The organism is Photorhabdus stackebrandtii (assembly GCF_011189495.1).
Taxonomy (GTDB): Bacteria; Pseudomonadota; Gammaproteobacteria; order Enterobacterales; family Enterobacteriaceae; genus Photorhabdus; species Photorhabdus khanii.
The window spans coordinates 64,161-87,283 of sequence record NZ_PUJV01000011.1; the positions used below are offsets into that span (position 1 = coordinate 64,161).

A 23,123-nucleotide genomic window follows, 5' to 3' on the forward strand; every position below is an offset into this window, starting at 1 on the left:
TGGGAAGGCGGGATTGCATTTTTTTAACAATAAGTTGAACTCTTAAAGAAATAAACTATCTTATGAATAACCATTGATGATGGGATGTCTTGATACTTTGCTTCTCACTGGGATGATAGTCAGGGCTGGAGATATTTATTGGTTGATGATGTACCAAATTTTTTTGCGCTAAATTTAGCGGGCACCTGGATAATCATTTTGATAAGGTAGGTAAAATCCTATGAATGAAAATGGATTGAGTCGATTTATTGTCGATTATATTGAAAGTCGTAAGCAGTCAAAGCTGGAGGCTTTTGATAAAGAGGTGGAAAAGAAACTGGCGAAGTTAACCTCAGCAGAGGAGATCTCTGTTGCTCAACAAGAGATTGCCGAACAGCTCAAAGAATTGGAAGAACGTTTTGAGGTAAGAAATTGGCTGGATGATGCCGCAAATCGGGCAAAACAAATTAGCTTGGTAACGCATGCTTTGAAATTTACTCATAGCGATGCAAAAGGTAGTAGTATTTTTGCAACATCAGCAAGCGGAAAAGAAAATATTGAATATCTTTCTATTACCGTTTTGAATAAACCAGCAATAGATGCTGTAGGAAATGCCGCTGCTCTTGATGTTGCAAAATTATTGCAAACAGAATACCAGAAAGATTCATTGGTAGAATGTCTGAATCGGGAGGATTATACGGCACTGGCTGAACTGGCGGAAAGCGAGCAACAACTTGAGCGGTGGATTAACGGATTCCGACAAGCTTTGTCGGATGAAACACTTTCTTCACATAAACTGGCAAAACAACTCTATTTCCCCGTCAGCCCCGGTGAATATCATTTATTAAGCCCGCTTTTTTCTTCATCGTTGGCGAATGCAATACATCAGCATATTATCGAAGCCCGTTTTGGTGAGTCATCTAAAGAAATTAATAAGGCGAAGAAAGAAGAATACTGGCATCCTGAAGCTAGAGTTATCTATCCTAGTACTGCTGTACAGAATATAGGTGGAACTAAGCCGCAAAATATATCTTACCTTAACAGTGTACGAGGTGGGAGCACTTGGCTTTTATCTTGTGCTTCTCCCAATTGGCTAAGTATTACCAAACCTCCTATGGAGCGCAGGTCCATTTTTGATCGGCGTAGTGAGTTTGTCTCATTAGCTCGTGAAACTATCGGAAAGATGCGGCAATATTTATTCGTTGTTCAAGATATCGAGAATAATAGAAAAATCAAAAAACTCCGTCAGGAATTTGTCGATCAAATTATTGATATTTTGTTTAACTATGTTGCTGGTATACAAAATCTGTTTGAGCTTAAAGGCTGGAGTGCCAGTGATGATTGTGAGTTAAAACGTGCTCAACAGCTTTGGCTTGATCCTTATCGTTGCCAACTGGATAAAGAATTCCGATTTGAACGTGAAGGTGGCGACTGGAAAAAAGAAATAGCCGCAGATTTTAGTTACTGGCTGAACCAGAGTTTAAAGCATGAACGATTAGAAATGGAATTACCTGAACGTCGTGAGTGGGCTTCTGAGTTTAAGAAACGGTTACGTGAATTTGAGGATGAATTGCCGGAGGTGATGCCATGAGTTATCTAATTGTTTTGCGCCATATTAAAGTGGAAAACGCGAATGCGATTGCAGGTTTAACCTATGGTTTTCCAGCAATCACCCATTTTCTTGGGTTTACTCATGCACTTTCACGTAAATTACAGCAGCGCCATGATTTAAGACTAGAAAATTGCGGCGTTATCTGCCATAACCACCAATTACATGCTTATCAATCTGATCCTATTAGGGATAAAGTTTTTGCATTAACCCGAAACCCGTTAACTAAAGAAGCAAAAACGGCGGCATTTAATGAAGAAGGCCGTATGCATATGACGGTTTCTTTATTAATTGAATGCATTGGTGAAATTGAAAATGGTGACGAAGGATCTAGGAGTTTAGAAAAACATTTATGGGAGATCTGCCAAACTCAGAGATTAGCAGGTGGTACTATCACTGAAATTGCTAAAGTAGATGTTATTGCTTTTCCGCAGCGAGAACAGGAAACCCGTAAATTAATGCGTCGCCTGTTGCCGGGGTTTGTTTTGTTGGATCGTTCAGAGTTATTAGCCAATCACTACGATGCATTAAAGCAAAGCAACCCACAGGCAGAAATGATTGACGCCTGGCTTGATTTTGCCGCTATTAAAATGAGGGCTATTCCTAAGCAGGAAGATAAGCAACCTGAAGTTGGCGACCCGGCACATTGGGAATATGTTCCCAAACCCGGTTCTGGATATTTAGTCCCTTTGATGACAGGTTATCAAGCTATATCGCCGTTATATCCCGCAGGGAAAGTAGAAAAAACCCGTGATCCTAATACGCCATTTTGTTTTGTTGAAGCAATTTATGGGATAGGCGAGTGGAGAAGTCCGCACCGTATTAATGATATTCGCCTGTTACTTTGGTGTCATCATTACCAAGAGGGCGTTTACCGATGCTGTAATCAGCAGTCTGTTACCCATCAATCTAAACCCAATAAAAAAGTAAGAATCGACTGATTAATTTAAAAAAGGATATTCATATGTCTAAATCAACCATTAAAACGGCTTCTGTACTGGCGTTTGAACGTAAACTTTCTAATTCTGATGCGATAATGTTTGCTGGAAATTGGGAACAGATCAGTGGTGAATGGAAGCCTATTGTTATTCAGGAAAAAGCAGTCCGAGGAACGATTTCCAACCGCTTGAAAAACGCTTTAACCAGCGATCCGGCCAAACTAGATGCAGAAATTCAAAAAGCGAATTTGCAACGTGTTGATGTTGCTGCATTGCCTTTTGATGCTGATACCTTGAAAGTCAGTTTTACATTACGCGTATTAGGTAATCTTGCTATGCCGTCTGTGTGTAATGATCAGGATTATCAGGCTGAACTGGCAAATGTAATCAACGGCTATATTGCCGAGCATGGTTTTAGAACGCTTGCTGCACGATATGCAGAAAATCTGGCTAATGGACGATTTTTGTGGCGTAACCGGGTTGGGGCGGAAGAAGTTAAGGTTCGTGTGAAGGGTAAGAGTGGCGAATGGTGGACTTTTAACAGCGAAGATTTTAGTTTACGTGAATTCGGTAAAGTGGAAGGTAACTTGGCTAAACTTGCTGCCGAAATTGAGGAAGGGTTGGCGGGTAGTGGATCAACATTCTTCAACGTTGAGGCGTTTGTTCGCTTAGGCTGTGGTCAGGAAGTTTTCCCTTCTCAAGAATTAGTTCTCGACAGCAACAGTAAAAAAAGCAAAGTGTTGTATCAGGTCAATGAGATTGCTGCGTTGCATTCACAGAAAGTAGGCAATGCGCTTCGCACCATTGATACTTGGTATCCTGATGCATCTGAATTGGCTCTTGGCCCCATAGCTGTTGAACCCTATGGTTCAGTAACCAGCCGGGGTAAAGCTTATCGTCAGCCTAAAGTAAAAATGGATTTCTATACTCTGCTGGATAACTGGGTTGTCAAAGGAAAAGCACCAGAAGAAGTAGAGCAACAACACTACGTTATGGCGATTCTGATTCGTGGTGGTGTTTTTGGTGAAAAAGGTGAATAAGGGGATACGATGGATTATTACCTCGAAATCTGTGTCCTGCCCGATCTTGAATTCGGTCAGCAATATCTTATGGCGGCGCTGTTTGCTAAGCTGCATCGAGCCTTGGGGCAGGCAGGCAATGGGCGGATTGGTGTCAGCTTCCCCCGCGCGGGAAAAACGTTGGGGAACACGTTGAGGATTCACAGTTCAAGCGAAGCGTTGCAGGATTTACAGGCGTTACCTTGGTTAAAAGGGCTCAGGGACTATACTGAAATGGTTGATATCCAGCCAGTACCTAAAAACACTCGATATCGTTGTGTTAGCCGGGTACAGGTTAAAAGTAACGCAGAGCGGCTTCGTCGTCGTTCGGTTAAAAAGGGCTGGCTAACCGAGGAACAAGCCCGGCAATGCATCCCAATAAGCAAAGAACAACGTACTGATTTACCGTTTCTGAACCTCAAAAGCCTGTCATCAGGACAAAGCTTTCCGTTGTTTGTTGAACAAGGACCAATAGAAGACAGACCAACACCAGGAGTTTTTAGTTCTTATGGATTAAGTGCGTCAGCTACCATCCCCTGGTTTTGACCCTTTTTTAGCGGTTAATTATAACCTTTTGATTTATTTAAGAGATTAGCCGCTGCTTATAAAAAGGGTTTTTCCGCTTTTTTTAACTATGCTCTTTAATAATCAGTAGATTAAAGCTAATATCTAACAGTTCACTGCCGTACAGGCAGCTTAGAAAAATAACGCTTTAGCATCTTCTCCCGTCATAACGTTCACTGCCGTACAGGCAGCTTAGAAAATAAAATGGGCGTCCGTGGGGGTGAGCTATGTGTTCACTGCCGTACAGGCAGCTTAGAAATATTTTAACCCACTCAATTAACTAATAACTTGGTTCACTGCCGTACAGGCAGCTTAGAAAATGAGTGCCCAATACCAAACGGATTAGTTGTAGTTCACTGCCGTACAGGCAGCTTAGAAAGCACGAATGGCCGCTTGCGTGGCGTTTAAATCGTTCACTGCCGTACAGGCAGCTTAGAAAATAAAATCAGAGTCAGCTAATCCGTTTAAATCGTTCACTGCCGTACAGGCAGCTTAGAAATCTCATTTAAGATTTAACGTTTTTAACGTCCAGTTCACTGCCGTACAGGCAGCTTAGAAAGCCGAGCGAACGTTACGCAGAAATAGAAAGAGGTTCACTGCCGTACAGGCAGCTTAGAAATTGCACTTTCTTATTCGAAGTTTTTTCATTTCGTTCACTGCCGCACAGGCAGCTTAGAAATGAAATTAACGTAATCTCTCACATACCTTGCAGTTCACTGCCGCACAGGCAGCTGCGCGCTCAATTGAGCGCGCTAAAAAATAAGCTAATCTTGTTTTCTAATATGAGTTATTTCTTATGGTTTTGAGCATATTCTTCACTGTTAACCCATTGATGGTCTTTCTCCCAGGTAAATAGCCACTTGCGAGTTGGTCCTGCCATGACATTGAGATAGTAGTTGTTATAACCAGCAATGGTTGCCACTGGGTGATAGCCCTTGGGAACAATGACCACATCTTTGTTATAAACCGCCATTGATTCATCCAGTGAACAGTTATCGGTATAGACTCGTTGCATACAAAATCCCTGCGCTGGGTTCAGGCGATGGTAATAGGTTTCCTCCAGATAGGTTTCCTGTGGTTCATTGTCAGTATCGTGTTTGTGGCTGGGATAGGAGCTGGTACAGCCCTCATCGGTAAAAACTTCGACCACTAATAAGCTATCAGCAGGTTTGTTATCCGGCAGGATATTGTGAACATAGCGCTGGTTGCAGCCACTCCCGCGTTTTTCTGCGTCAATATCCTGTGGTGTAATCAGGCGAGTTGGGTAATTTCCTTTACCCGGAGCCTGACACACCGCCAGTTCGAGAGCTGTATCGGCAATAACCTCAACAGATTCACCTGCGGTGATATAGACGGCATAGGGCTTTTTGCGTTCAAATGGCTCCATGCGATCACCAATATGCGCAAATTTCTGATGTGGCGTGATAACCGTGGCTTTCCCTGTCACCAGCACCAGACACGTCTCATTTTCTGATGCGGGTAATGTGATTTTCTCACCTGTGGTTAACTCATAAACATCGAAGTGGACATATTTCCAGTTTGCAGATACCGGTGTGATATGTTGAGTTCGTTTATTCCGATCCGGTGCATGATATTTTGATAGTAATTTGGACATATTATCTACCCTCAGTATTGCTTTTGATTAAAACAATCCGGCATCTCTGGCAAATTTGTGTAAATTGTTATAACCCATCGTTGCGTAGGTGAATGGGTGAGCAACAGCCGGGTCTTGTTCTGCTTCAACCACCAGCCAGCCTTGATAATGGTGTCTTTCCAGTACCTGAAAAATTGCGGGATAATCAACGCAACCGTCTCCCGGTACGGTAAATACGCCACTCAGCACTGCATCAAGAAAACTGGTTTTGCGGTTTTTCACATCTTTGAGTACATCAAGGCGAATATCTTTACAGTGAACATGGTTGATGCGTTTCGCCCAACGTTCCGCGACTGCCAGTGGATCAGCGCCGGCAAATGTCAGATGGCCGGTATCCAGCAACAATCCAACTTCTTCACCGGTATTTTCCATGAGATAATCAACATCTTCCGCAGTTTCGATTACGGTTCCCATATGATGGTGATAAGCAATCTGAACCCCTCGTTCTTGAGTGTAACGGGCGAATTCAGTCAATTTCTCACCATATTCTTGCCAGCGATCAGCGGGAAATTGAGGACGAAGATGAACCGGCTTGCTCTGATCGCCGTGAATACAATTTGTCACTTCAGCAAATACCATCACATTAGCCCCCAGTTCGCGTAACAGCGTCAAGTGAGAGTGTGCCGCTTTAATCTCTTCTGCTACCGAACGGGTAAGTAATTCGCCGGAGTACCAACCGGATACCAGTTTTAGATCGTGTGTGGCAAGAATGGGACCTAATATGCTGACCTGACGAGGGAATTTATTCCCCAGTTCAAAACCGGTAAAGCCTGCCTGACGGCCTTCAGTTAAGCAGGTTTCCAGGGGCGTTTCTGCGCCGAGAGTGGGTAAGTCGTCATTGGTCCAGGTCAGAGGGTTGATACCAAGCTGCACAGTCATGATGAGTCTCCTGTAAGATGAAACAATTTTGTTATGTTCCTATCCGCGCTGACGCCACAAACTAATCAGGTTGTGATAGTTAGTTTTTATCTTTTGAATCAGTTCGTTATCATCAATTTCATTTTTTAGCCACTGTAGCGATGGCTGGCCGAACAGGGTTCTTCCGACAGCAAAACCTTTGACGATAGATTTTCCAGCCGCGGCATTGAAACCCGCTTTTAGCTCTTCCTGTGGAGCATCAAGACCAAGAATAACTACGCCGCGGCAATATGGGTCCCGCTGCTGGATTAAATGGTTAATATTGTCCCAGCTATCAGCGTTGAGAGGAGGAAGTTTCCACCAGTCCGGTTTAATGCCAAGGTTATAAAAGCGTTTGAACGCACGGATATAGTATTCATCTGAATGTTTCATTTCCGCAGGTAAAATCACTTCCAGTAAAAGTTCATGGCCGGATTTACAGCATGCGGCATAAATTTCCTGAATTTTTTTCTCTTGTGCCAGGCGAAGAGGGTGAGCATCTTCTGGATGAAAAAACACCAGACATTTGACGATGTGTTCCAGTGGCCAATCAATAAGCTGGGAGCCGATGCTGCCATGTTCCAGACAGAGCGGGCGGGAGCCAGGTAGTTCAATTGGCCGGCCTATCCACCAACCCTGACCCGTAATTTCATTCAAAACATCTTGACCAAAAGTGCTGTCACATAACAGGCCCACTTTTCCTTGTAATCCAGCTTCTGCGGCAACTTCCCGGCTGGTGCGCAGTAAAAGTTGCTTTAATGATGGGATACGCTTGATATCGGCATTGGCTTGATGGGCCATTTCGATAAATTGGATTCGGTGGTCAAATGCCATCACGCACAGTTCATCCCACTGATTTTTACGGGCGCCAATATGGTGTAGGTGATTCAGTGTTTCATCCAAATCAGGGCGTAGCACCTGATTGGCTCGCGATAGATAGTTATCAAGCTCTTTTTTATTTGGCATGGCGGGAGCACACCCATGACGGGAAACGACTAATGCACCACAGGCATTTGCATAGGTACAGGTTTTTTCCCAGCCTTCGTCATTAAGATAACCCCGTAACAGGCCAGACATAAAAGCATCCCCCGCACCCAGTACATTGAGAACATCAATCTGAACTCCCTGTACGGTAATGCCATCATCCAGATCATCAGGGATTTCAGCGGTAAAAACAGAACATCCCAGTGGCCCACGTTTACAGACCAGTTCAGCCGAAGTCTGCTTACGGATATTGCGTAGTGCTTTGATGGTATCGGTGGAACCACCCGCAATGTGGAACTCTTCTTCTGTTCCAACAATCAGGTCAAACCGCGATAACACTTCCTGTAACTGGGCTGTTACCTGTGCTGATTCGATATAACGGGTTTCACCATCGCCCAGAGAAGTCAGCCCCCAAAGTACAGGGCGATAATCAATATCGATAACCGTTTTCACATCATTACGGCGGGCGTAGTCAAGGGCAGTCAAGACTGCATCGCGGGTATTCGGATGAGAAAGGTGTGTTCCGGTAATTGCCAGACAACGGGCTGATGCAATGTATTCTTCGCTGAAATCATCACGGGTAATTGCCATATCGGCGCAGTTGTCACGATAGAAAATCAGCGGAAAAGTTGTTTTATCTTTGATCCCCAGAAGCACCAGCGCAGTAAGACGCTCTTTGTCAGTGATTAGATGGCTGGTATCACAGCCAACACGTTGTAACTCTTCCCGGAGGAAACGCCCCATATGTTCATCACCGACTCTGGCCAGCATGGAAGATTTAAGTCCCTGACGGGCAGCACCATAGGCAACGTTACCGGAAGAGCCACCAAGATATTTTGCAAAACTTCCCATGTCTTCCAGCCGAGCCCCAATTTGCTGACCATACAGGTCAACGGCAATTCTGCCCATACAGATAACATCAAACTTTTTTGGCTGATCCATTGAACAACTCCTTATTGAGGACAACATCAAGTGTTGCTATGGTGTGCTCCGACAGTGGAACGTTAATAAGAAAAATTAATTGATGTCAGTGACATTCACCCAACGTTGCTCTTTGTAAGAATGGGCAATAGCATCCAGAATGCGCGAGACTTTCCAGCCTTCAGTGAAATCCGGCCACATCTCTTGATTGTTGGCGATGCCGTTAATTAAATCCCTGATTTCCACTGTTTTTTGATCATTGAAGCCGATGCCATGACCTGCGCTATTGCAGAATGGTGCGTAATCAGGGTGTTCCGGGCCGATAAGAATAGTTTTAAAACCTTGTCGGTTTGCCGGTTCATCGTGGCGGTAAAGTTTTAATTCGGCCATTCTTTCCTGCGTGAAACTTAAAGTACCTTTTGTTCCTGTGATGACGTAGTTCAATCCCATTTTTCGGCCACAGGCAACACGGGAAGTTTCAATAATACCCATTGCTCCGCTGTTGAAACGCACCATCGTATGTGCTTGATCTTCGTTTTCTACCGCCACCATGATGTTGGAACCTGTTTCTTTCGGGCGTTTTTTAACGACGATTTCCATATCCCCGCAAACAGTTTGAATATCTCCGACCAGATATTGCGCCATATTGATGATATGAGCAGCAAGATCACTCAATGCACCTAATCCAGCTTGATCTTTGAAACAGTGCCAGTGAATAGGCGTGAGGGGATCAGCCATATAATCTTCGTTATGAGTGCCGTAGAAATGAACGATTTTACCGATTTCACCATTTGAAATGATCTCTTTAGCCAGTTGTGCAGTGGGGTTTTTCATATAGTTAAAACCTACCAGTGTTTTCACGCCGGCTTTTTGGGCTGCTTCGACCATTAATTTTGCATCAGTTGAATTGAGTGCCAGAGGTTTTTCGCAATAAACATGCTTGCCGCGTTTGATCGCTTCGAGCGCCATCTCTTTATGAAGGAAATTGGGTGAGCAGATATCGACAATATCAATATTAGGATCTGCCACCAATTCGTGCCAATTATCGGTAAAGCGCCGGAAACCTAATTCTTTAGATCGTTTTGCTGCAAGCTCAGTAGTCACTTCCGCTACCATTTCACGAACGAGTCTGCCAGCCAGAGGGAAAACCGTCGGAGCTTGTGCATAAGCAATGGCATGTGCGCGCCCGATGTAACCAGTACCGATTAATCCGATACGAATCTCTTTCATACATTGTTTCTCCAAATTAAAGCTGACAAGCCGTTTGTTGCAGTAGGTTCTTGAGTGTTTGTTCGTTAACCCTGGTTGTGGCCGCATACCTGTTATATGGAATATTTATTTCATATTCAACATTATTGGAAATATTAGTTTTATTTTGTGATCTGATTAGGATTTTCTAGGTAACATAACGTTATATATAGTTAAATAATCTCTTCCCTTGGTCACAGGGAAGAGATTTTTCTATTTTTTCCTAAATAGAGTTTTACCCATTTTATAGAACACATAAAGCAGTATTAATGCAGCCATTAGATAATAAATAATCATTATTATTGTGGGAACATGATGAGCGAGAAATACGTACATGGAAATCGATCCCAGAGTAATTAGCCATGCAACAGGTTTCACCATAGACCACGGTGTAATATCTACCTGCTTGGTATAAACATCTTCAAATGGTTGAGCTGGAAAAAAGTAACCAATAACCAGCATAAAAATAATATTGATGGCAAATAAAATACCGACCAAATGAAAGAAATGCAGGTCAATTTTTAAAATGAAGTTACAGATAATATAAGCGGACATACCGAATAACAGGCCAAGTTTAGCGGCGATAGGAGGAACTCGTTTAGTCATCAAACCGACTAAGACCACACTCAGAATGGGGGCGTTAAAAATTCCCTGCAATTGTTGAATAAGATAGAACAGACCATCCGGCGCATTAGCAACTAATGGGGCAACAATCATGGTTGTCAAAGCCAACCCAAGTCCCAGATATTTACTGACAGTCACTGTTTGAGCTTCGGTTGCTTTTTGATTGATTCGTTGTTTGTAGATATTAACAATAAAAAGTGTTACAGATGAATTAAGTCCACCGCTAAATGTAGAGAATACGGCGCCGACAACGACAGCTGCGAAAAAGCCAACCAATATTTCAGGTAAAACCAGATGTACTAATTGTGGATAGGCATTATCCGGGTTGTCTATTTGCCCTTTGAAAATATGGAATGCAATAATGCCTGGCAGAATAATAATGGATGGAATGATGAGCTTAAAGAAGGCGCATAACATGACGCCTTTTTGCCCTTCGGCCAGGTTTTTTGCACCAAGGGCTTTCTGAACGATTGATTGATTGGTACACCAGAAAAACATATTGGAAATAATTAAACCGGTAAATAACGTGGAGAAAGGAACCAGCGAATCCTCACTGCCGATAGAGTTAAATTTATCAGGGTTAGTCTGGTAAACTTCAACTAGCCCTTGCCAGGCATTGCCATTGCCGACATAGAGCAGGGCAAAAATTGTTACCATTAATCCGCCAACGATTAAACCGACTCCGTTAATCGTATCCGCGACTGCAATCGCTTTAATACCACCAAAGATAGCGTAAATGGCGCCTAATCCACCGACACCCCAAACCATAATCCATAATGCTGTGGTTTTATCGACACTGAATACATTTGAAACTTGGAATAGACTTTCCAATGCAATCGCACCGGTATACAGCACAATGGGTAGCAGTGAAATGACATACATAGCCAGGAATAGTATTGAGGTAATAAGCAGGGTATTTTTGTCAAACCGGCGTTCAAGATATTCCGGAATGGTTGAAATGCCGAGTTTCAGATATTTAGGCAGGAAATAAATAGCAAATAAAACAATGGTAATAGCGGCTATCACTTCCCAGGCCATGACGATAAATCCGGTTCGGAATGCTAACCCATTCAAACCGACTAAATGTTCTGTAGAAAGGTTCATCAACAACATAGAGCTACCGATATAAATACCGGTGAGAGAACGGCCGCCAAGAAAATAGCCTTCAGTAGATTCTGTCAGACGGGCATCATGTGTTTTGTAATAAGCAAAGCCAGCGACTAATAGGGTAAATCCGATAAATGAGAGAAAAGCTAACATACTATCCTCCACGCCTGATTTACGGTTTTCAGGCAGCAATGTGCTAACGGGAAAGTGGTTTTTCCCGTTTTTATTGTGAAAACAAATTGTGAATCGGTTATTCCGGTTGGGCCTGTTTTATAATTTGATTTCTTTACCGGAGTACAGGGATTCAAGCGCTTTATCTGCCAGATAGAGTGCTTGTTTGCCATCAAAACCACTGCATTCTGGTGTGGCACGGTCAGCCATGACATCGACGAAATGATCCCATTCAGCAATGTAGGCTTCCCGGTAACGTTGCAGGAAGAAGTGCTCTGGTCTGGCGGCTAAACAGCCGGTGTTTTCCCAGAGTTCAACACTGTTTTCTTTGATGTTGCCGGCACTAAGCAACCCTTTTTCACCATGTAGTTCAATCCGTTGGTCATAGCCGTAACCTGAGCGGCGGCTGTTGGTAATGGCTGCCATTGCACCTGATGGGAATTTCATAACGATAAAGGCGGTGTCGATATCACCAGCTTGCCCAATTGCCGGATCAACCAGATTACTGCCTTGGGCATATATTGAGCATGGTTCTTCTCCGATAATAAAACGTGCCATATCGAAGTCATGTATTGCCATATCCCGGAACATCCCACCAGAGACTTTGATGTATTCAGCAGAGGGAGGAGAGGGATCACGGGATGTAATCAGCAGGGATTCTGCTTTCCCTATCGTACCGGTATCAAATAGTGTTTTTAACCGGCGGAATTGCGGATCATAGCGACGGTTAAAGCCAATAAACAAGGGAACTTGATACTGTTTAACGGTTTCAAGGCAGTGATGAACACGTTCAATATCAAGGTGAACCGGTTTTTCACAGAAGATTTTTTTGTGATGCTTTGCTGCGAGTTCGATGAGATCTGCATGAGTGTCCGTCGCTGAAGCAATAAGGACACCATGAACTTCCGGATCAGATATTGCCTGTTCAATGGCTTGTACTTTTGTTTGGTATTTCCGTGCTAAAGATTCAGCACTCTCTTGGTTCGGATCGACAACAGAATAAAGGCAGGTTTCTTTATGATTCGCGATATTCGCCGCATGTACCTGACCAATACGCCCGGCGCCAAATAATGCAATGTTAAACATAGATGCTCCTTGATACTTGGGTACTGCTTGTGGGGTATTCAGGAATATATCAAATAAAATATTTATTTCAATTTTACTATATTTGGAAATTATATTTTTGTGTGCCGGATAGCATTTTGTAATCATAATATTAAATTTGTGTTAAACAGATCACGTAAAGTAAGATTCATACTGGCCGGAATAAACTATTTTTCCTTTAAAAACAAATAAAAATATCGATTTGATTAAGTCATTGCTACACTTAACAATAAAGATTGAATAAAAGGATAAAGCAATTCATTTTCGAAATAAAAATTTCAAGAATAGTATTGGAAGTCATTGGGAAAAGTGGCCTGCCAGGCAGCAGGCCGTCAACTTTTTTTAATACTGACGTATTTTGGATGCAACCATCTCCTTTATTTTCTTTGATGCAGATTCTATAGCTGGATTCTCGGCTACCTGTGCCGTTCCTATGCGCCACCATGATTCATAGCCATGTGTCATGGTCTTAGGCAGCACTTTGATATCTATCAACACGGGTACGGTTTGTTTTCTGGCTTCCTGTAATGCGTAAAACAGTTGCTGTTCATCGTGAACTCTGTAACTTTTGCAGCCGTAGCTTTCTGCATTTTTGGCAAAATCGACTTTAATCAGTTTTCCATCCATGTAGCCACTCTCTGGGTTCCGGTAACGGTTTTCTGTGCCAAAACTGCCCATCCCTTGGCTCATTTGCAGGTTGTTGATACAGCCGAATCCCGCATTATCAAATAGCAGCACGGTGATCTTGATATTTTCCTGTACTGCGGTTTGCAGCTCCGAATGAAGCATCATATAAGAGCCATCACCCGCTATGGCATAAACGGGTTGGTCGGGGCAGGCGAGTTTGGCGCCAATAGCCGCGGCTATCTCATAGCCCATACAGGAATAGCCATATTCAAGATGATAGGTATCCGGTTGTTTAGGTTGCCATATCCGCTGTAAATCGCCGGGTAAGGAACCGGCGGCACCAACAATAATGGCTTCGGGTTCAAGGTGTTTATCCAGTAATCCCAATACCCTGGTTTGTGTCAGGCGGGTTTGTAATGTCTGGCTGTACTCTTCCAATTTATCATCAAGATGACCGGGGATTTCTGGCGTAAAACCTTCCTGATACTGCACTTCTAATAGACGATTTAACTCTTTTCGCCACACTGCCCGCACCTGAGGAATTTCATCTTGATAACTACTGCGATAACTTGATTGAGTAAGCTTCTCTGCAATAGCATTTAATCCTGCCCGGGCATCTGCTACGACAGGGAGCGCATCCAGTTTACAGGCGTCGAATTCCGCTACGTTGATAGTGAGAAATTCAACATCTGGATTCTGAAACAGAGACTTGGATGCGGTTGTGAAATCAGTAAACCGGGTGCCGACACCAATAATCAAATCGGCTTCTTTGGCTATCAGGTTTGCTGCAAGACAACCTGTAGCTCCTAAACCACTACAATTAAGTGGATGGTCAGCAACCACTGCACTTTTACCTGCCTGTGTTTCAGCAAAAGGGATATTGAAGTTTTCTGCGAATTGACGGAAAGCTTCATGTGCTTCTGAATAGCGTACGCCGCCGCCGCAGATTAATAATGGCTTTTTCTTGCGGCTTATTAGTGTCACCGCATCGTTGATCATGGCGACAGATGCCGGACGGCGTTCAATACGATGAATCCGTTTTTGGAAGAAATAGTCAGGAAAATCCCAAATCTCGCCTTGAACATCTTGTGGCAGACAAATTGTGACCGTGCCTGTATCAGCGGGATCGGTCAGGACCCGCATGGCATTAATCATCGCGCTCATGAGTTGTTCAGGCCTGGAGATACGATCCCAGTAACGGGAAATAGGGCGGAAACAGTCATTTGTGCTGATAGTATAGTCATGGAATTGCTCAACTTGTTGTAAAACCGGATCAGGCTGGCGACAGGCGAACAGATCACCGGGTAATAGCAACAGAGGAATCCGGTTAGCGGTGGCGGTTGCTGCGGCCGTTACCATATTGGCGGAGCCAGGGCCGACAGATGAGGTCACGGCAAAAATTTGTTTGCGCTTTTTCTGTTTAGCAAAACCTGTTGCAATATGAGCCATGCCTTGTTCGTTGCATCCTTGGTAAACTGTCAAGTGACCGGGATCTTGTTCCAGCGCCTGCCCTAATCCGACAACATTACCGTGACCGAAAATGGTAAAAATTCCTCTGATGAATGGGTATTGTTCACCATCTACTTCTACATATTGTTGATTCAGGAATTTCACCAATGCCTGAGCGGTTGTCATTGTTGATTTGTTCATTTCATAGAACTCCGTTTTAGTCCATAGTTGGCATGATAAAACTGCTGGAATGATGTTCTAACCTGATACTTTCCGGCCAACGGCTGGTGACGGTTTTCATGCGGGTGTAAAAACGAACACCATCATTGCCATGAACGTTAAGTGGACCAAAAATCGAACGTTTCCAGCCACCAAAGCTGTGGAATGCCATCGGCACCGGAATAGGGACATTAATGCCGACCATACCGGCCTGTACATCTTCGCTGAACTGGCGGGCAGTTTCTCCATCGCAGGTGAATATGGCGGTACCGTTACCATACTGATGGTGATTAATTAACGTGAGTGCGGTGGCATAATCAGGCACACGAACAATGGCCAGGACCGGGCCGAAAATCTCTTCCTGATATATTTTCATCTCTGGCGTGACGTTATCAAACAGCGTTGGACCAATAAAATAGCCATTTTCATAACCTGGAACGTTGAGTTGACGGCCATCGATCAGTAGGCTGGCTCCTTGTTTTTCACCGCTGGCGATGTAGTCACAGATTTTGGCTTTGTGCTGGGCTGAGATAACCGGACCCATGTCATTTTCTTTACCTTCAATTATACCCGGGCCGACAGATATTTTGCTGATCTGTCGATGTAGTTTTGCAATCAAGGCATCAGCCGTTTCATCTCCAACCGCTAATACAACAGACAGTGCCATGCAACGCTCACCGGCTGCGCCAAAAGCCGCGCCCGTAATTGCGTTACCAGCCATATCAAGGTCAGCATCTGGCATGAGAATACAGTGGTTTTTTGCTCCACCCAGTGCCTGACAGCGTTTCCCATGAGCAGAGGCGGTTGTGTAGATATATTCAGCGATAGGGGTAGAACCAACAAAGCTAACTGCCTGTACTCTCGGATCAGTCAATAGTACATCGACGGCCTCTTTATCGCCGTTGACAACATTAAATACGCCATCGGGTAAACCGGCTTGTTTAAGCAGCAGTGCCAATTCAACAGCAAGAGAAGGATCTTTTTCTGATGGCTTCAATACGAAAGTGTTCCCTGTAGCCAGCGCGATAGGAAACATCCACATAGGAACCATTGCCGGGAAGTTGAAAGGGGTAATACCGGCGCAAACACCTAACGGTTGCATCAATGAGTGGCTATCGACGCCTGTTCCGGTATTAGCGGAATGTTCACCTTTTTGCAAATGAGGAATGCCGCAGGCAAATTCAACAACTTCCAGGCCACGGGTTAACTCACCGATAGCATCTGAGTAGATTTTTCCATGTTCTTCTGAAATCAATCGCGCTAACTTGTCTATATTGGCTTCCAGCAATGTTTTGAACTGGAACATCACACGGGCACGTTTAAGCGGTGAAATTTTAGACCATCTGCTGTAAGCTTGGTAAGCAGCTTCAATTGCCTGTTCAACTTCATCGGCTGTGCTTAATGTTACCTGGCGTATCTGTTTTCCCGTCGCTGGATTGAAAACGGGAGAAAAACGCGTGCTGTGACTAGGAATGAGTTGCCCGCTGACATAATTCTTTATTTGTTCCATTCTGAGCCTCTCTTGCAGATTGTAATGTTTGTATTGAATCAGAAACGTTGGTAATAGATATATGGAATATTTATTTCATTTTCAATGATATTTGGAGCAAAAAATAATTGGTGTGATCAGAGTAATGTTTTTATGAATGATAGATAATTAGGTGACTAATTAGTTTTTAATCAATATGATGATAATAATAAGTCATTACAATTAATGGATTGTATATTTCATTTTGAACTATAAAAATGAAATATGATTCATCTTATGCTGTAAAACTATTACAATTGCCGATGATAAATTTTATGGGGGATTTATGTCTGTAGCATCAAGTCTGAATGAATTTCAAGAACAAGTCCGCTCACGCTATGGTGAATTGAGTAAACGCTTGCAACAAGTAGCCCGATATGTGCTGGATAATACTAATAGTGTGGCTTTTGATACTGTTGCTGTGATAGCCAGAGAAGCTGATGTTCCTCCATCAACATTAATTCGTTTCGCTAATGCGTTTAATTTCAGTGGCTTTAATGAAATGAAACAGCTATTTCGTGTGCATATGGTAGAAGAGACTGCCAGTTATGCAGACAGAGCCAGATTATTCAGGGAACTGGATGGTGAGCAGGAGCCGCTGGAAGATCCACAACATATTTTGCAGGAATTTGCCCGTTCAAATGTGCAGGCTATGCAACAGCTGGCTACCCGAACCGCCCCAGAAGATTTAAAAAATGCGGTAGATTTATTGGCTCAGGCTAAGAATATCTACATTATTGGGCTGCGCCGTTCTTTCAGTGTGGCTGTTTATCTTTCTTATGCATTGAGTCATTTGGAATGCCGTCCACGATTAGTGGATGGTTTGGGGGGAATGTTCAGGGAGCAGGTTAGCTTAATTGGGCAAGAAGATATTGTCGTTTCCATCAGTTTTACCCCTTATGCAGAAGAAACCCTGATGATCAGTGAGAGGGCGGCGAAGGCAGGGGCAAAACAGATAGTGATTACTGATAGTCAGATTAGCCCTCTTGCCAGTTTCAGTGATGTCTGTTTTGTGGTGAAGGAAGCACAGGTGGATGCATTTCGTTCCCAGTCTGCAACGTTGTGTTTGGTGCAATCTTTGGCAGTTGCTCTGGCTTATCGGCAAGGGAACACTATTTAATTTTGAAATGATGCGCTTGTATTTCTGATGAACACTTTAATCATTATTAACCCGTTGTGCTAGCGGGTTAATTTCCACCCGATTTGTGGAAAAATCTCTGTTTAAACAAAATATAAACCTGATATTGATCACTGGTTTTTTATACGTAAATGTTGTTGATTCCTATTGACAATAATTATTTAATAATTGTTTGGAGTTATGGTTTTAAAGAGGGATCACACGATGATTAAAGGATCGCATTACGTTTTTGCCATTTTATCTGCAATTTCTTTTCAGACATTTGCTTTAAATTTCCATTACGAAAGTGATATTCCGGCAGACAATAAACCATCGGCAGAATATATGAAACAGAGAGAAAATCTTGAGTCCAACCATTTGAATGTGGATAAACTCACTGCGGATAATGAACTTGTGAAAAAATGGGAACAGGGAAAACAGGCGGAAGAAACAAAAAGATATGCTGAGCGCTGGCAGAATAATGAACGATTTAATTATGGGATCAATGGTGGATTGAATCATGGTTTCAATGATTCAATCCTGCGGGATATTGAGCGAGCTAATCGAATTGAACAGAATGGGGGAATGACCAGAAGTAACTTTTTTGACAGAAAATGATCACTATTCAAAGCTATTTGGATAGTAAATTCAATTAATTACCGGAAAAAGCAGCTTGTCGATAATTGTTGACAGCCTTTCGAAAGAATTTCCTCTACTGTCATGTGAATATAATGATTTCATACTGAGTGGAGAAAGACATGGAACAGATCGAATGGGCTGATTTTGAAAAAGTCGACATGCGGGTTGGCACAATTATTTCGGCAGGATTGAATGCTAAAGCCAGCAAACCTGCCTATAAATTACAAATTGATCTCGGTGAACTGGGCGTTAGAAACTCAAGCGCTCAGATAACCGCGCATTACACGCCTGAGCAATTAATCGGCCGTCAGGTTCTTTGTGTGTGCAATTTTCCACCAAAGCGGATTGCGGGTGTCAAATCCGAGGTATTGTTAACCGGCAGTGTGGATAAAAATGGTGCGGTGGTGATCGCAGAATTTACTCTTCCTGTCCCGAATGGTCATAAGTTGTTGTAAATCACGCTGTTTTGTTGTCGAATGAACGGAGTGTATTTTAATCAGCGACAATAAATATGTTTCATCAATTACCTTCATTACATTTACGCCGTTATTCAGCTGAAATTATTAGCCATAGCCATCAGGGGTTATGGCAGTTCGTTTTTGGCTATAACGGGCAGTTGGAATTAAATGTAGAAGGCCAGCAAGGTGTTGTTAATTCTGGGAATGTTGCCATGATCCCACCGGATGCTAAGCATAGTTTTTCCGCTAAGGGTGAAAATCAGCAATTAGTGTTGGAATTACCTTCAGCCCTGTTTGGGCAGTTATATAGTGATTCTTTTTGGCAACCATTACCTGCATCTGCTCTTGCTCTTATTAAATGGCTGCACGATTACCCACAGCCACCCGCCAGCCATGCCGATGTGGCCCGTTTATTACTGGCTCAGTTACCACAAATGAGTTCGCCTTCTGCCCTGGTAGCAAAATTGCATCAAGGGCTTGCCGGGCGTTTGCATGAAAAAATGACAGTGGTGGATATGGCCGATATTTGCGCGGTATCTGCCAGCACTTTGCACCGCAAACTTTTTATTGCAACCGGCATGAGCCCAATGGCTTATTTGAAAACATGCCGGATGAAACTTGCCTATAATTTATTGGTTAACAGTTATAAACCTTTGGCGGATATTGCTTTTCTGTCCGGCTATGCTTCCCAGTCAGCTTTTACCTTTGCATTTAGTCAGCATTATGGCTGTACACCAGCCAGGCTGCGTAGGACGAAATGATATTTTCAGAATTTTATGACTTGATGCACAATGATATTGTGCGTAAAGTACAGATAACGAGGATGTTATGGCGGTTGAATTCAGGGATAGATGGTTAGAAAGATTTTATGAACAAGATTTACCACACAAATGTATACCCGTTTCTCTACAGAGCGCTTTATACAGAAAATTGCAAATTCTGGACGCTTCGGTTAAAGAAGCCGACTTAAGAATCCCTCCGGGAAACCATTTTGAATATTTGAATGGTTATTAAGGGGATGGTGCTCAATAAGGGTAAACAGGAAATATAGGCTTATTTTTCAATGGATTGATGGTATTGTAGTTGATACATATCTGGATCCTCATAACTATTAAACTGAGGGAAATAAATAATGAGAAATACAAAACGTCGTCCTGCAACTGTGGGTGAAATATTGGTGAGTGAGTTTCTGGCGCCTCTTAATATTGAAATTAATGTACTGGCTGAAGCTATGGGCGTTCATCGCAATACGTTAAGCAGAGTTGTGCATGATAAAGGCGCGTTGACTGTTCCTATGGCGATTAAATTGGCTGCCGCTTTGGGGAATACTGCTGAGTTTTGGCTTAATATTCAGCATGCAGTTGAACTGTGGGATGTGCGTAATCATGCATATCAGACGGAATCGCTGAATGTAAAACAGATAATTAAGCCATCAATCGTAACGGCAGTACACTGATGGCTTTATGCTGGTTATAAATGTTATTGAGCTTTTACTTCTGATTTATCGGCATTATTAAGCAAGCGGCGAATGGGGACAATTAACACCATCAGCACGGCTGCACAAATCACCAGAGCCAGAGATACGCGGGAGAACAGATCTGGTAGGCTGTCCAGTTGATCTGCGCGAACATGCCCACCAATCAGGCCGGCAGCCAGATTACCCAGAGCACTTGCACAGAACCACAAACCCATTACCTGACCACGCATTCGCGATGGCGCCAGCAGCGTCATAGTGGCAAGGCCAATCGGGCTAAGGCACAGTTCACCGAGTGTCAGAAACAGAGAACTTGATACCAGCCAGAAAGGAGAAACGGTTTCACCTGTTGCCAGCACATTTTGCGCAGCCAGAATCATTACGCCAAAACCACCGGCAGCTAACAAAATACCAATAATGAATTTACTGATACTGCTTGGGTTGATATTGTTTTTTGCCAATCTGGGCCAGAACCAACTGAATACGGGGGCCAGCAGGATAATAAACAGTGCATTAATCGACTGAAACCAGACTGTCGGGATTTCAAACCCATCATCAGACGATCAGTATAATCATTGGCAAACAGGTTGAATGAAGTTGGCGTTTGCTCGTATGCAGACCAGAAGAATGCAGCAGATACCAGCAGGATAAAACAGACCAACAGGCGCGAACGGTCACTACTGCTTAAGCCGGCAAACAGGAATAAATAGGCAAAGTAAAGTGTTACACAGGATGAGATCACATAGACCATTGCGCTGGCTACGGCTACCGGATTGAATGGAATTACACCAAGGATTAGCAGAGCAATAATGGCAATGATAGCGATAACAGTGGCGAAGACCCATTTGCCAACGTTTTTACGCTTCACTGTAGGGCGATCCCAGCTTGAATCCAAACCACCTTCTTTATCATATTGGCGCATCAAAGGGATCGCGTAGAAGCGGAATATCAATAGGGCAACCAGCATTCCCAACCCGCCGATACCGAAACCCCAGTGCCAGCCATAGTCACGAACCAGCAAGCCAGTAGTCAGAGGAGCAATAAAGGAACCGATGTTAATCCCCATATAAAATAGGGAAAAACCACCATCACGACGTGGATCATCTTTTTTATACAGCGTTCCGACCATGACAGTGACACAGGTTTTAAACAGTCCTGTACCTAAGTTTTCCTATAATTCTGCACTCCAGGAGTGTCGTGTGTGCAACAAATTAAGCTTTTAAAAAGCTCTTTCAGCTTTGGTTTAGAGTAAACCGAAAAGCCACGTTTTTTTATTAAATGACGTCCTGTCTTATTAATATATTTCTAACATATTTTTCGGATAATTTTATTAATAAACCGAGTATCTCCTACTTTAATATTCCATTTTTCATAGCAAAGTTCGACAGAAATCCCATTTCTTATCACTGGTTGATTGAAGTGATGATGAGGACTATTGACTTATTTATGTTTTTCATGTTGTTGTAAATAAAAAGATTTCAGAGTAATAAATTAATTAATGGCTATGATATATAAATAATCTTTTCAGAGACCAGATATTGAGAGTGATAATGAAAGGTAAAAAAGTACAGTCGTTTGATTGTCAGCTTCGTGTTTATTTAGCTACTTTTGTTTCTATCTTTTATATAAAAGTCGGCAATAAATCAGATTAAAAGGTATAATGTTAATATTGGAATGAAATAATGGATTATTAGGCTATATGTGAAAGTCATTATGGCTGTTTCTTAGATGAAGAAACAGCCGTTAATGATATTTAATGGACTTTTCCAGCTTGCACGTACAGAGAAGGCTGACCATCAGGCCGGGTTTTAAAACGACGATGTAGCCACATATATTGATCAGGAGCCTGTAAGATCTCCTGCTCTACCACTTTGTTCATAAAGGCAGCTGCTTTCACTTCATCGTCTTTAGGGAATCCATCTACCGCGGGTTGAATAATTAATTCATAACCTTTTCCGTCAGGCAGGCGGAGGGGGGTAAATGGGATCATTGCCGGATCAGAAAGACGTACAAGTATAGAGGTGCCTGTGGTTGTTGCGGCATGTTCTACAGCAAATAATGGCGCGAATACGCTGTTTCGTGGGCCATAATCATGATCGGGTGCGTACCAGACGATTTCGCCATTTTTCAGACAGCGGATCATGCCTTTAACATCTTTCCTATCCAGCATATATTTGTTGGATCGCAGTCGTCCCCATGTTTGTAACCAATCCATAACCGGATTATCATTTGGGCGGTAAACACCAATCCCCGGATTAAGTAAACCGAGAATTCGGGCACCCAGTTCCAGCGTCAGGAAATGAATACCGATAACGATAATTCCTTGTTTGCGAGCCTGAATTTTCTGGATATTTTCTCGCCCGGTAACTTTAAACCAGCGTTCTACTCGCCAATCGGGCCAAAACCAGGCCATACCCGTTTCAAATACCCCCATTCCGACAGATTCGAAGTTTTTTATTAGCAGCTCACTGCGTTTCTCTTGGGGCATATCAGGAAAACATAGCTCAAGATTTCTTTCGGCAATTCTGGCGCGTTTTTTCAGAAAGCGCATGGAGAATCTGCCCAAGCGGGTACCTATCCAATAAATAATGGGGTAGGGGAGCAGAACCAGCAAGTAAAGCAGGCTGATGCCAAACCACGTAAGCCAATAACGGGGATGAAGCAATGAGCGTTGAAAAGAAGGTGCTTGTATCATGGATTCTCAGGTTATTTATAGTGCCAAATAAGATGGACAAAACAATTCGCCTATTGTGA

General features: G+C 43.1%; 20 protein-coding genes, 1 pseudogene and 1 CRISPR repeat array. Of the genes and pseudogenes, 11 read left to right on the forward strand and 10 right to left on the reverse strand.

Features of this window, described 5'->3' with window-relative positions; all coding sequences use genetic code 11:
* Positions 1–220: 220 nt before the first annotated feature.
* Genes csy1 through cas6f form a run of 4 tightly spaced genes read left to right on the forward strand, consistent with a single transcriptional unit; the run spans position 221 to position 4,130 of the window.
* The gene (gene csy1, locus C5470_RS11465; protein ID WP_166288999.1) at positions 221–1,570 is read left to right on the forward strand and encodes a type I-F CRISPR-associated protein Csy1; all 1,350 of its coding nucleotides are present in this window, start codon (positions 221–223) and stop codon (positions 1,568–1,570) included.
* Complete coding sequence (gene csy2 / locus C5470_RS11470; protein ID WP_166289001.1) at positions 1,567–2,529, forward strand: type I-F CRISPR-associated protein Csy2; 963 nt, start codon at positions 1,567–1,569, stop codon at positions 2,527–2,529. The genes csy1 and csy2 overlap by 4 nt, the downstream gene beginning before the upstream one ends.
* Positions 2,530–2,552: 23 nt before the next feature.
* Entirely contained in the window at positions 2,553–3,566 is a 1,014-nt protein-coding gene (gene csy3 / locus C5470_RS11475; protein WP_166289002.1) for a type I-F CRISPR-associated protein Csy3, read from the forward strand.
* Between the two features lie 9 nt (positions 3,567–3,575).
* Positions 3,576–4,130, forward strand: coding sequence for a type I-F CRISPR-associated endoribonuclease Cas6/Csy4 (gene cas6f, locus C5470_RS11480; RefSeq protein WP_166289003.1), 555 nt, complete (start codon positions 3,576–3,578; stop codon positions 4,128–4,130).
* Between the two features lie 129 nt (positions 4,131–4,259).
* Positions 4,260–4,827: a CRISPR direct-repeat array (repeat unit 28 nt; unit sequence GTTCACTGCCGTACAGGCAGCTTAGAAA).
* Positions 4,828–4,935: 108 nt separating this feature from the next.
* Here the strand turns inward: cas6f and iolB are convergent.
* The 8 genes from iolB to C5470_RS11520 all read right to left on the reverse strand — a co-directional run bounded on the left by iolB (position 4,936) and on the right by C5470_RS11520 (position 16,663).
* On the reverse strand, positions 4,936–5,763 hold the full coding sequence (gene iolB / locus C5470_RS11485; protein WP_166289004.1) for a 5-deoxy-glucuronate isomerase: 828 nt from the start codon (positions 5,761–5,763) through the stop codon (positions 4,936–4,938).
* A gap of 27 nt (positions 5,764–5,790) precedes the next feature.
* The gene (gene iolE / locus C5470_RS11490; protein WP_166289005.1) at positions 5,791–6,681 is read right to left on the reverse strand and encodes a myo-inosose-2 dehydratase; all 891 of its coding nucleotides are present in this window, start codon (positions 6,679–6,681) and stop codon (positions 5,791–5,793) included.
* A gap of 39 nt (positions 6,682–6,720) precedes the next feature.
* Entirely contained in the window at positions 6,721–8,625 is a 1,905-nt protein-coding gene (locus C5470_RS11495; RefSeq protein WP_166289006.1) for a bifunctional 5-dehydro-2-deoxygluconokinase/5-dehydro-2-deoxyphosphogluconate aldolase, read from the reverse strand.
* A gap of 75 nt (positions 8,626–8,700) precedes the next feature.
* Positions 8,701–9,834, reverse strand: coding sequence for a Gfo/Idh/MocA family protein (locus C5470_RS11500; protein ID WP_166289007.1), 1,134 nt, complete (start codon positions 9,832–9,834; stop codon positions 8,701–8,703).
* A gap of 231 nt (positions 9,835–10,065) precedes the next feature.
* Positions 10,066–11,736, reverse strand: a complete 1,671-nt coding sequence (locus tag C5470_RS11505) for a solute:sodium symporter family transporter (protein WP_166289008.1) — start codon at positions 11,734–11,736, stop codon at positions 10,066–10,068.
* 117 nt (positions 11,737–11,853) lie between these two features.
* Positions 11,854–12,840 (reverse strand): inositol 2-dehydrogenase, encoded by a 987-nt coding sequence (gene iolG / locus C5470_RS11510; protein ID WP_166289009.1) that lies wholly within the window; start codon positions 12,838–12,840, stop codon positions 11,854–11,856.
* A 360-nt stretch (positions 12,841–13,200) separates the two neighbouring features.
* Positions 13,201–15,135, reverse strand: coding sequence for a 3D-(3,5/4)-trihydroxycyclohexane-1,2-dione acylhydrolase (decyclizing) (iolD, locus tag C5470_RS11515; protein WP_166289010.1), 1,935 nt, complete (start codon positions 15,133–15,135; stop codon positions 13,201–13,203).
* Between the two features lie 16 nt (positions 15,136–15,151).
* Entirely contained in the window at positions 15,152–16,663 is a 1,512-nt protein-coding gene (locus C5470_RS11520) for a CoA-acylating methylmalonate-semialdehyde dehydrogenase (RefSeq protein WP_166289012.1), read from the reverse strand.
* 304 nt (positions 16,664–16,967) lie between these two features.
* Here C5470_RS11520 and C5470_RS11525 point away from each other — a divergent pair, with 304 nt between their 5' ends.
* The 7 genes from C5470_RS11525 to C5470_RS11550 all read left to right on the forward strand — a co-directional run bounded on the left by C5470_RS11525 (position 16,968) and on the right by C5470_RS11550 (position 20,351).
* A complete protein-coding gene (locus C5470_RS11525; RefSeq protein ID WP_166289014.1) occupies positions 16,968–17,801 on the forward strand; it encodes a MurR/RpiR family transcriptional regulator in 834 nt (277 codons plus the stop codon).
* Between the two features lie 222 nt (positions 17,802–18,023).
* Positions 18,024–18,416, forward strand: coding sequence for a hypothetical protein (locus C5470_RS11530; protein WP_166289016.1), 393 nt, complete (start codon positions 18,024–18,026; stop codon positions 18,414–18,416).
* Positions 18,417–18,556: 140 nt separating this feature from the next.
* Positions 18,557–18,892: a tRNA-binding protein gene (locus tag C5470_RS11535; RefSeq protein WP_166289018.1), complete on the forward strand. Its 336-nt coding sequence runs from the start codon at positions 18,557–18,559 to the stop codon at positions 18,890–18,892.
* 56 nt (positions 18,893–18,948) lie between these two features.
* Positions 18,949–19,656, forward strand: coding sequence for a helix-turn-helix domain-containing protein (locus tag C5470_RS11540; protein ID WP_166289020.1), 708 nt, complete (start codon positions 18,949–18,951; stop codon positions 19,654–19,656).
* Positions 19,657–19,723: 67 nt separating this feature from the next.
* Positions 19,724–19,909 (forward strand): type II toxin-antitoxin system RelE/ParE family toxin, encoded by a 186-nt coding sequence (locus tag C5470_RS23655; protein WP_422631070.1) that lies wholly within the window; start codon positions 19,724–19,726, stop codon positions 19,907–19,909.
* Positions 19,910–19,950: 41 nt separating this feature from the next.
* Positions 19,951–20,010 carry a hypothetical protein gene (locus C5470_RS23660; RefSeq protein ID WP_422631071.1) on the forward strand — a complete coding sequence of 20 codons (60 nt, stop codon included), beginning with the start codon at positions 19,951–19,953 and terminating at the stop codon, positions 20,008–20,010.
* A gap of 17 nt (positions 20,011–20,027) precedes the next feature.
* Positions 20,028–20,351 (forward strand): HigA family addiction module antitoxin, encoded by a 324-nt coding sequence (locus tag C5470_RS11550; RefSeq protein ID WP_166289022.1) that lies wholly within the window; start codon positions 20,028–20,030, stop codon positions 20,349–20,351.
* 23 nt (positions 20,352–20,374) lie between these two features.
* Here C5470_RS11550 and C5470_RS11555 read toward each other — a convergent pair.
* Both C5470_RS11555 and C5470_RS11560 read right to left on the reverse strand, forming a co-directional pair.
* Positions 20,375–21,534 (reverse strand): annotated as a pseudogene (locus C5470_RS11555) (peptide MFS transporter); the annotation flags it as partial.
* A gap of 588 nt (positions 21,535–22,122) precedes the next feature.
* Positions 22,123–23,064 carry a Kdo(2)-lipid IV(A) acyltransferase gene (locus C5470_RS11560; protein WP_166289024.1) on the reverse strand — a complete coding sequence of 314 codons (942 nt, stop codon included), beginning with the start codon at positions 23,062–23,064 and terminating at the stop codon, positions 22,123–22,125.
* Between the last annotated feature and the right edge of the window lie 59 nt (positions 23,065–23,123).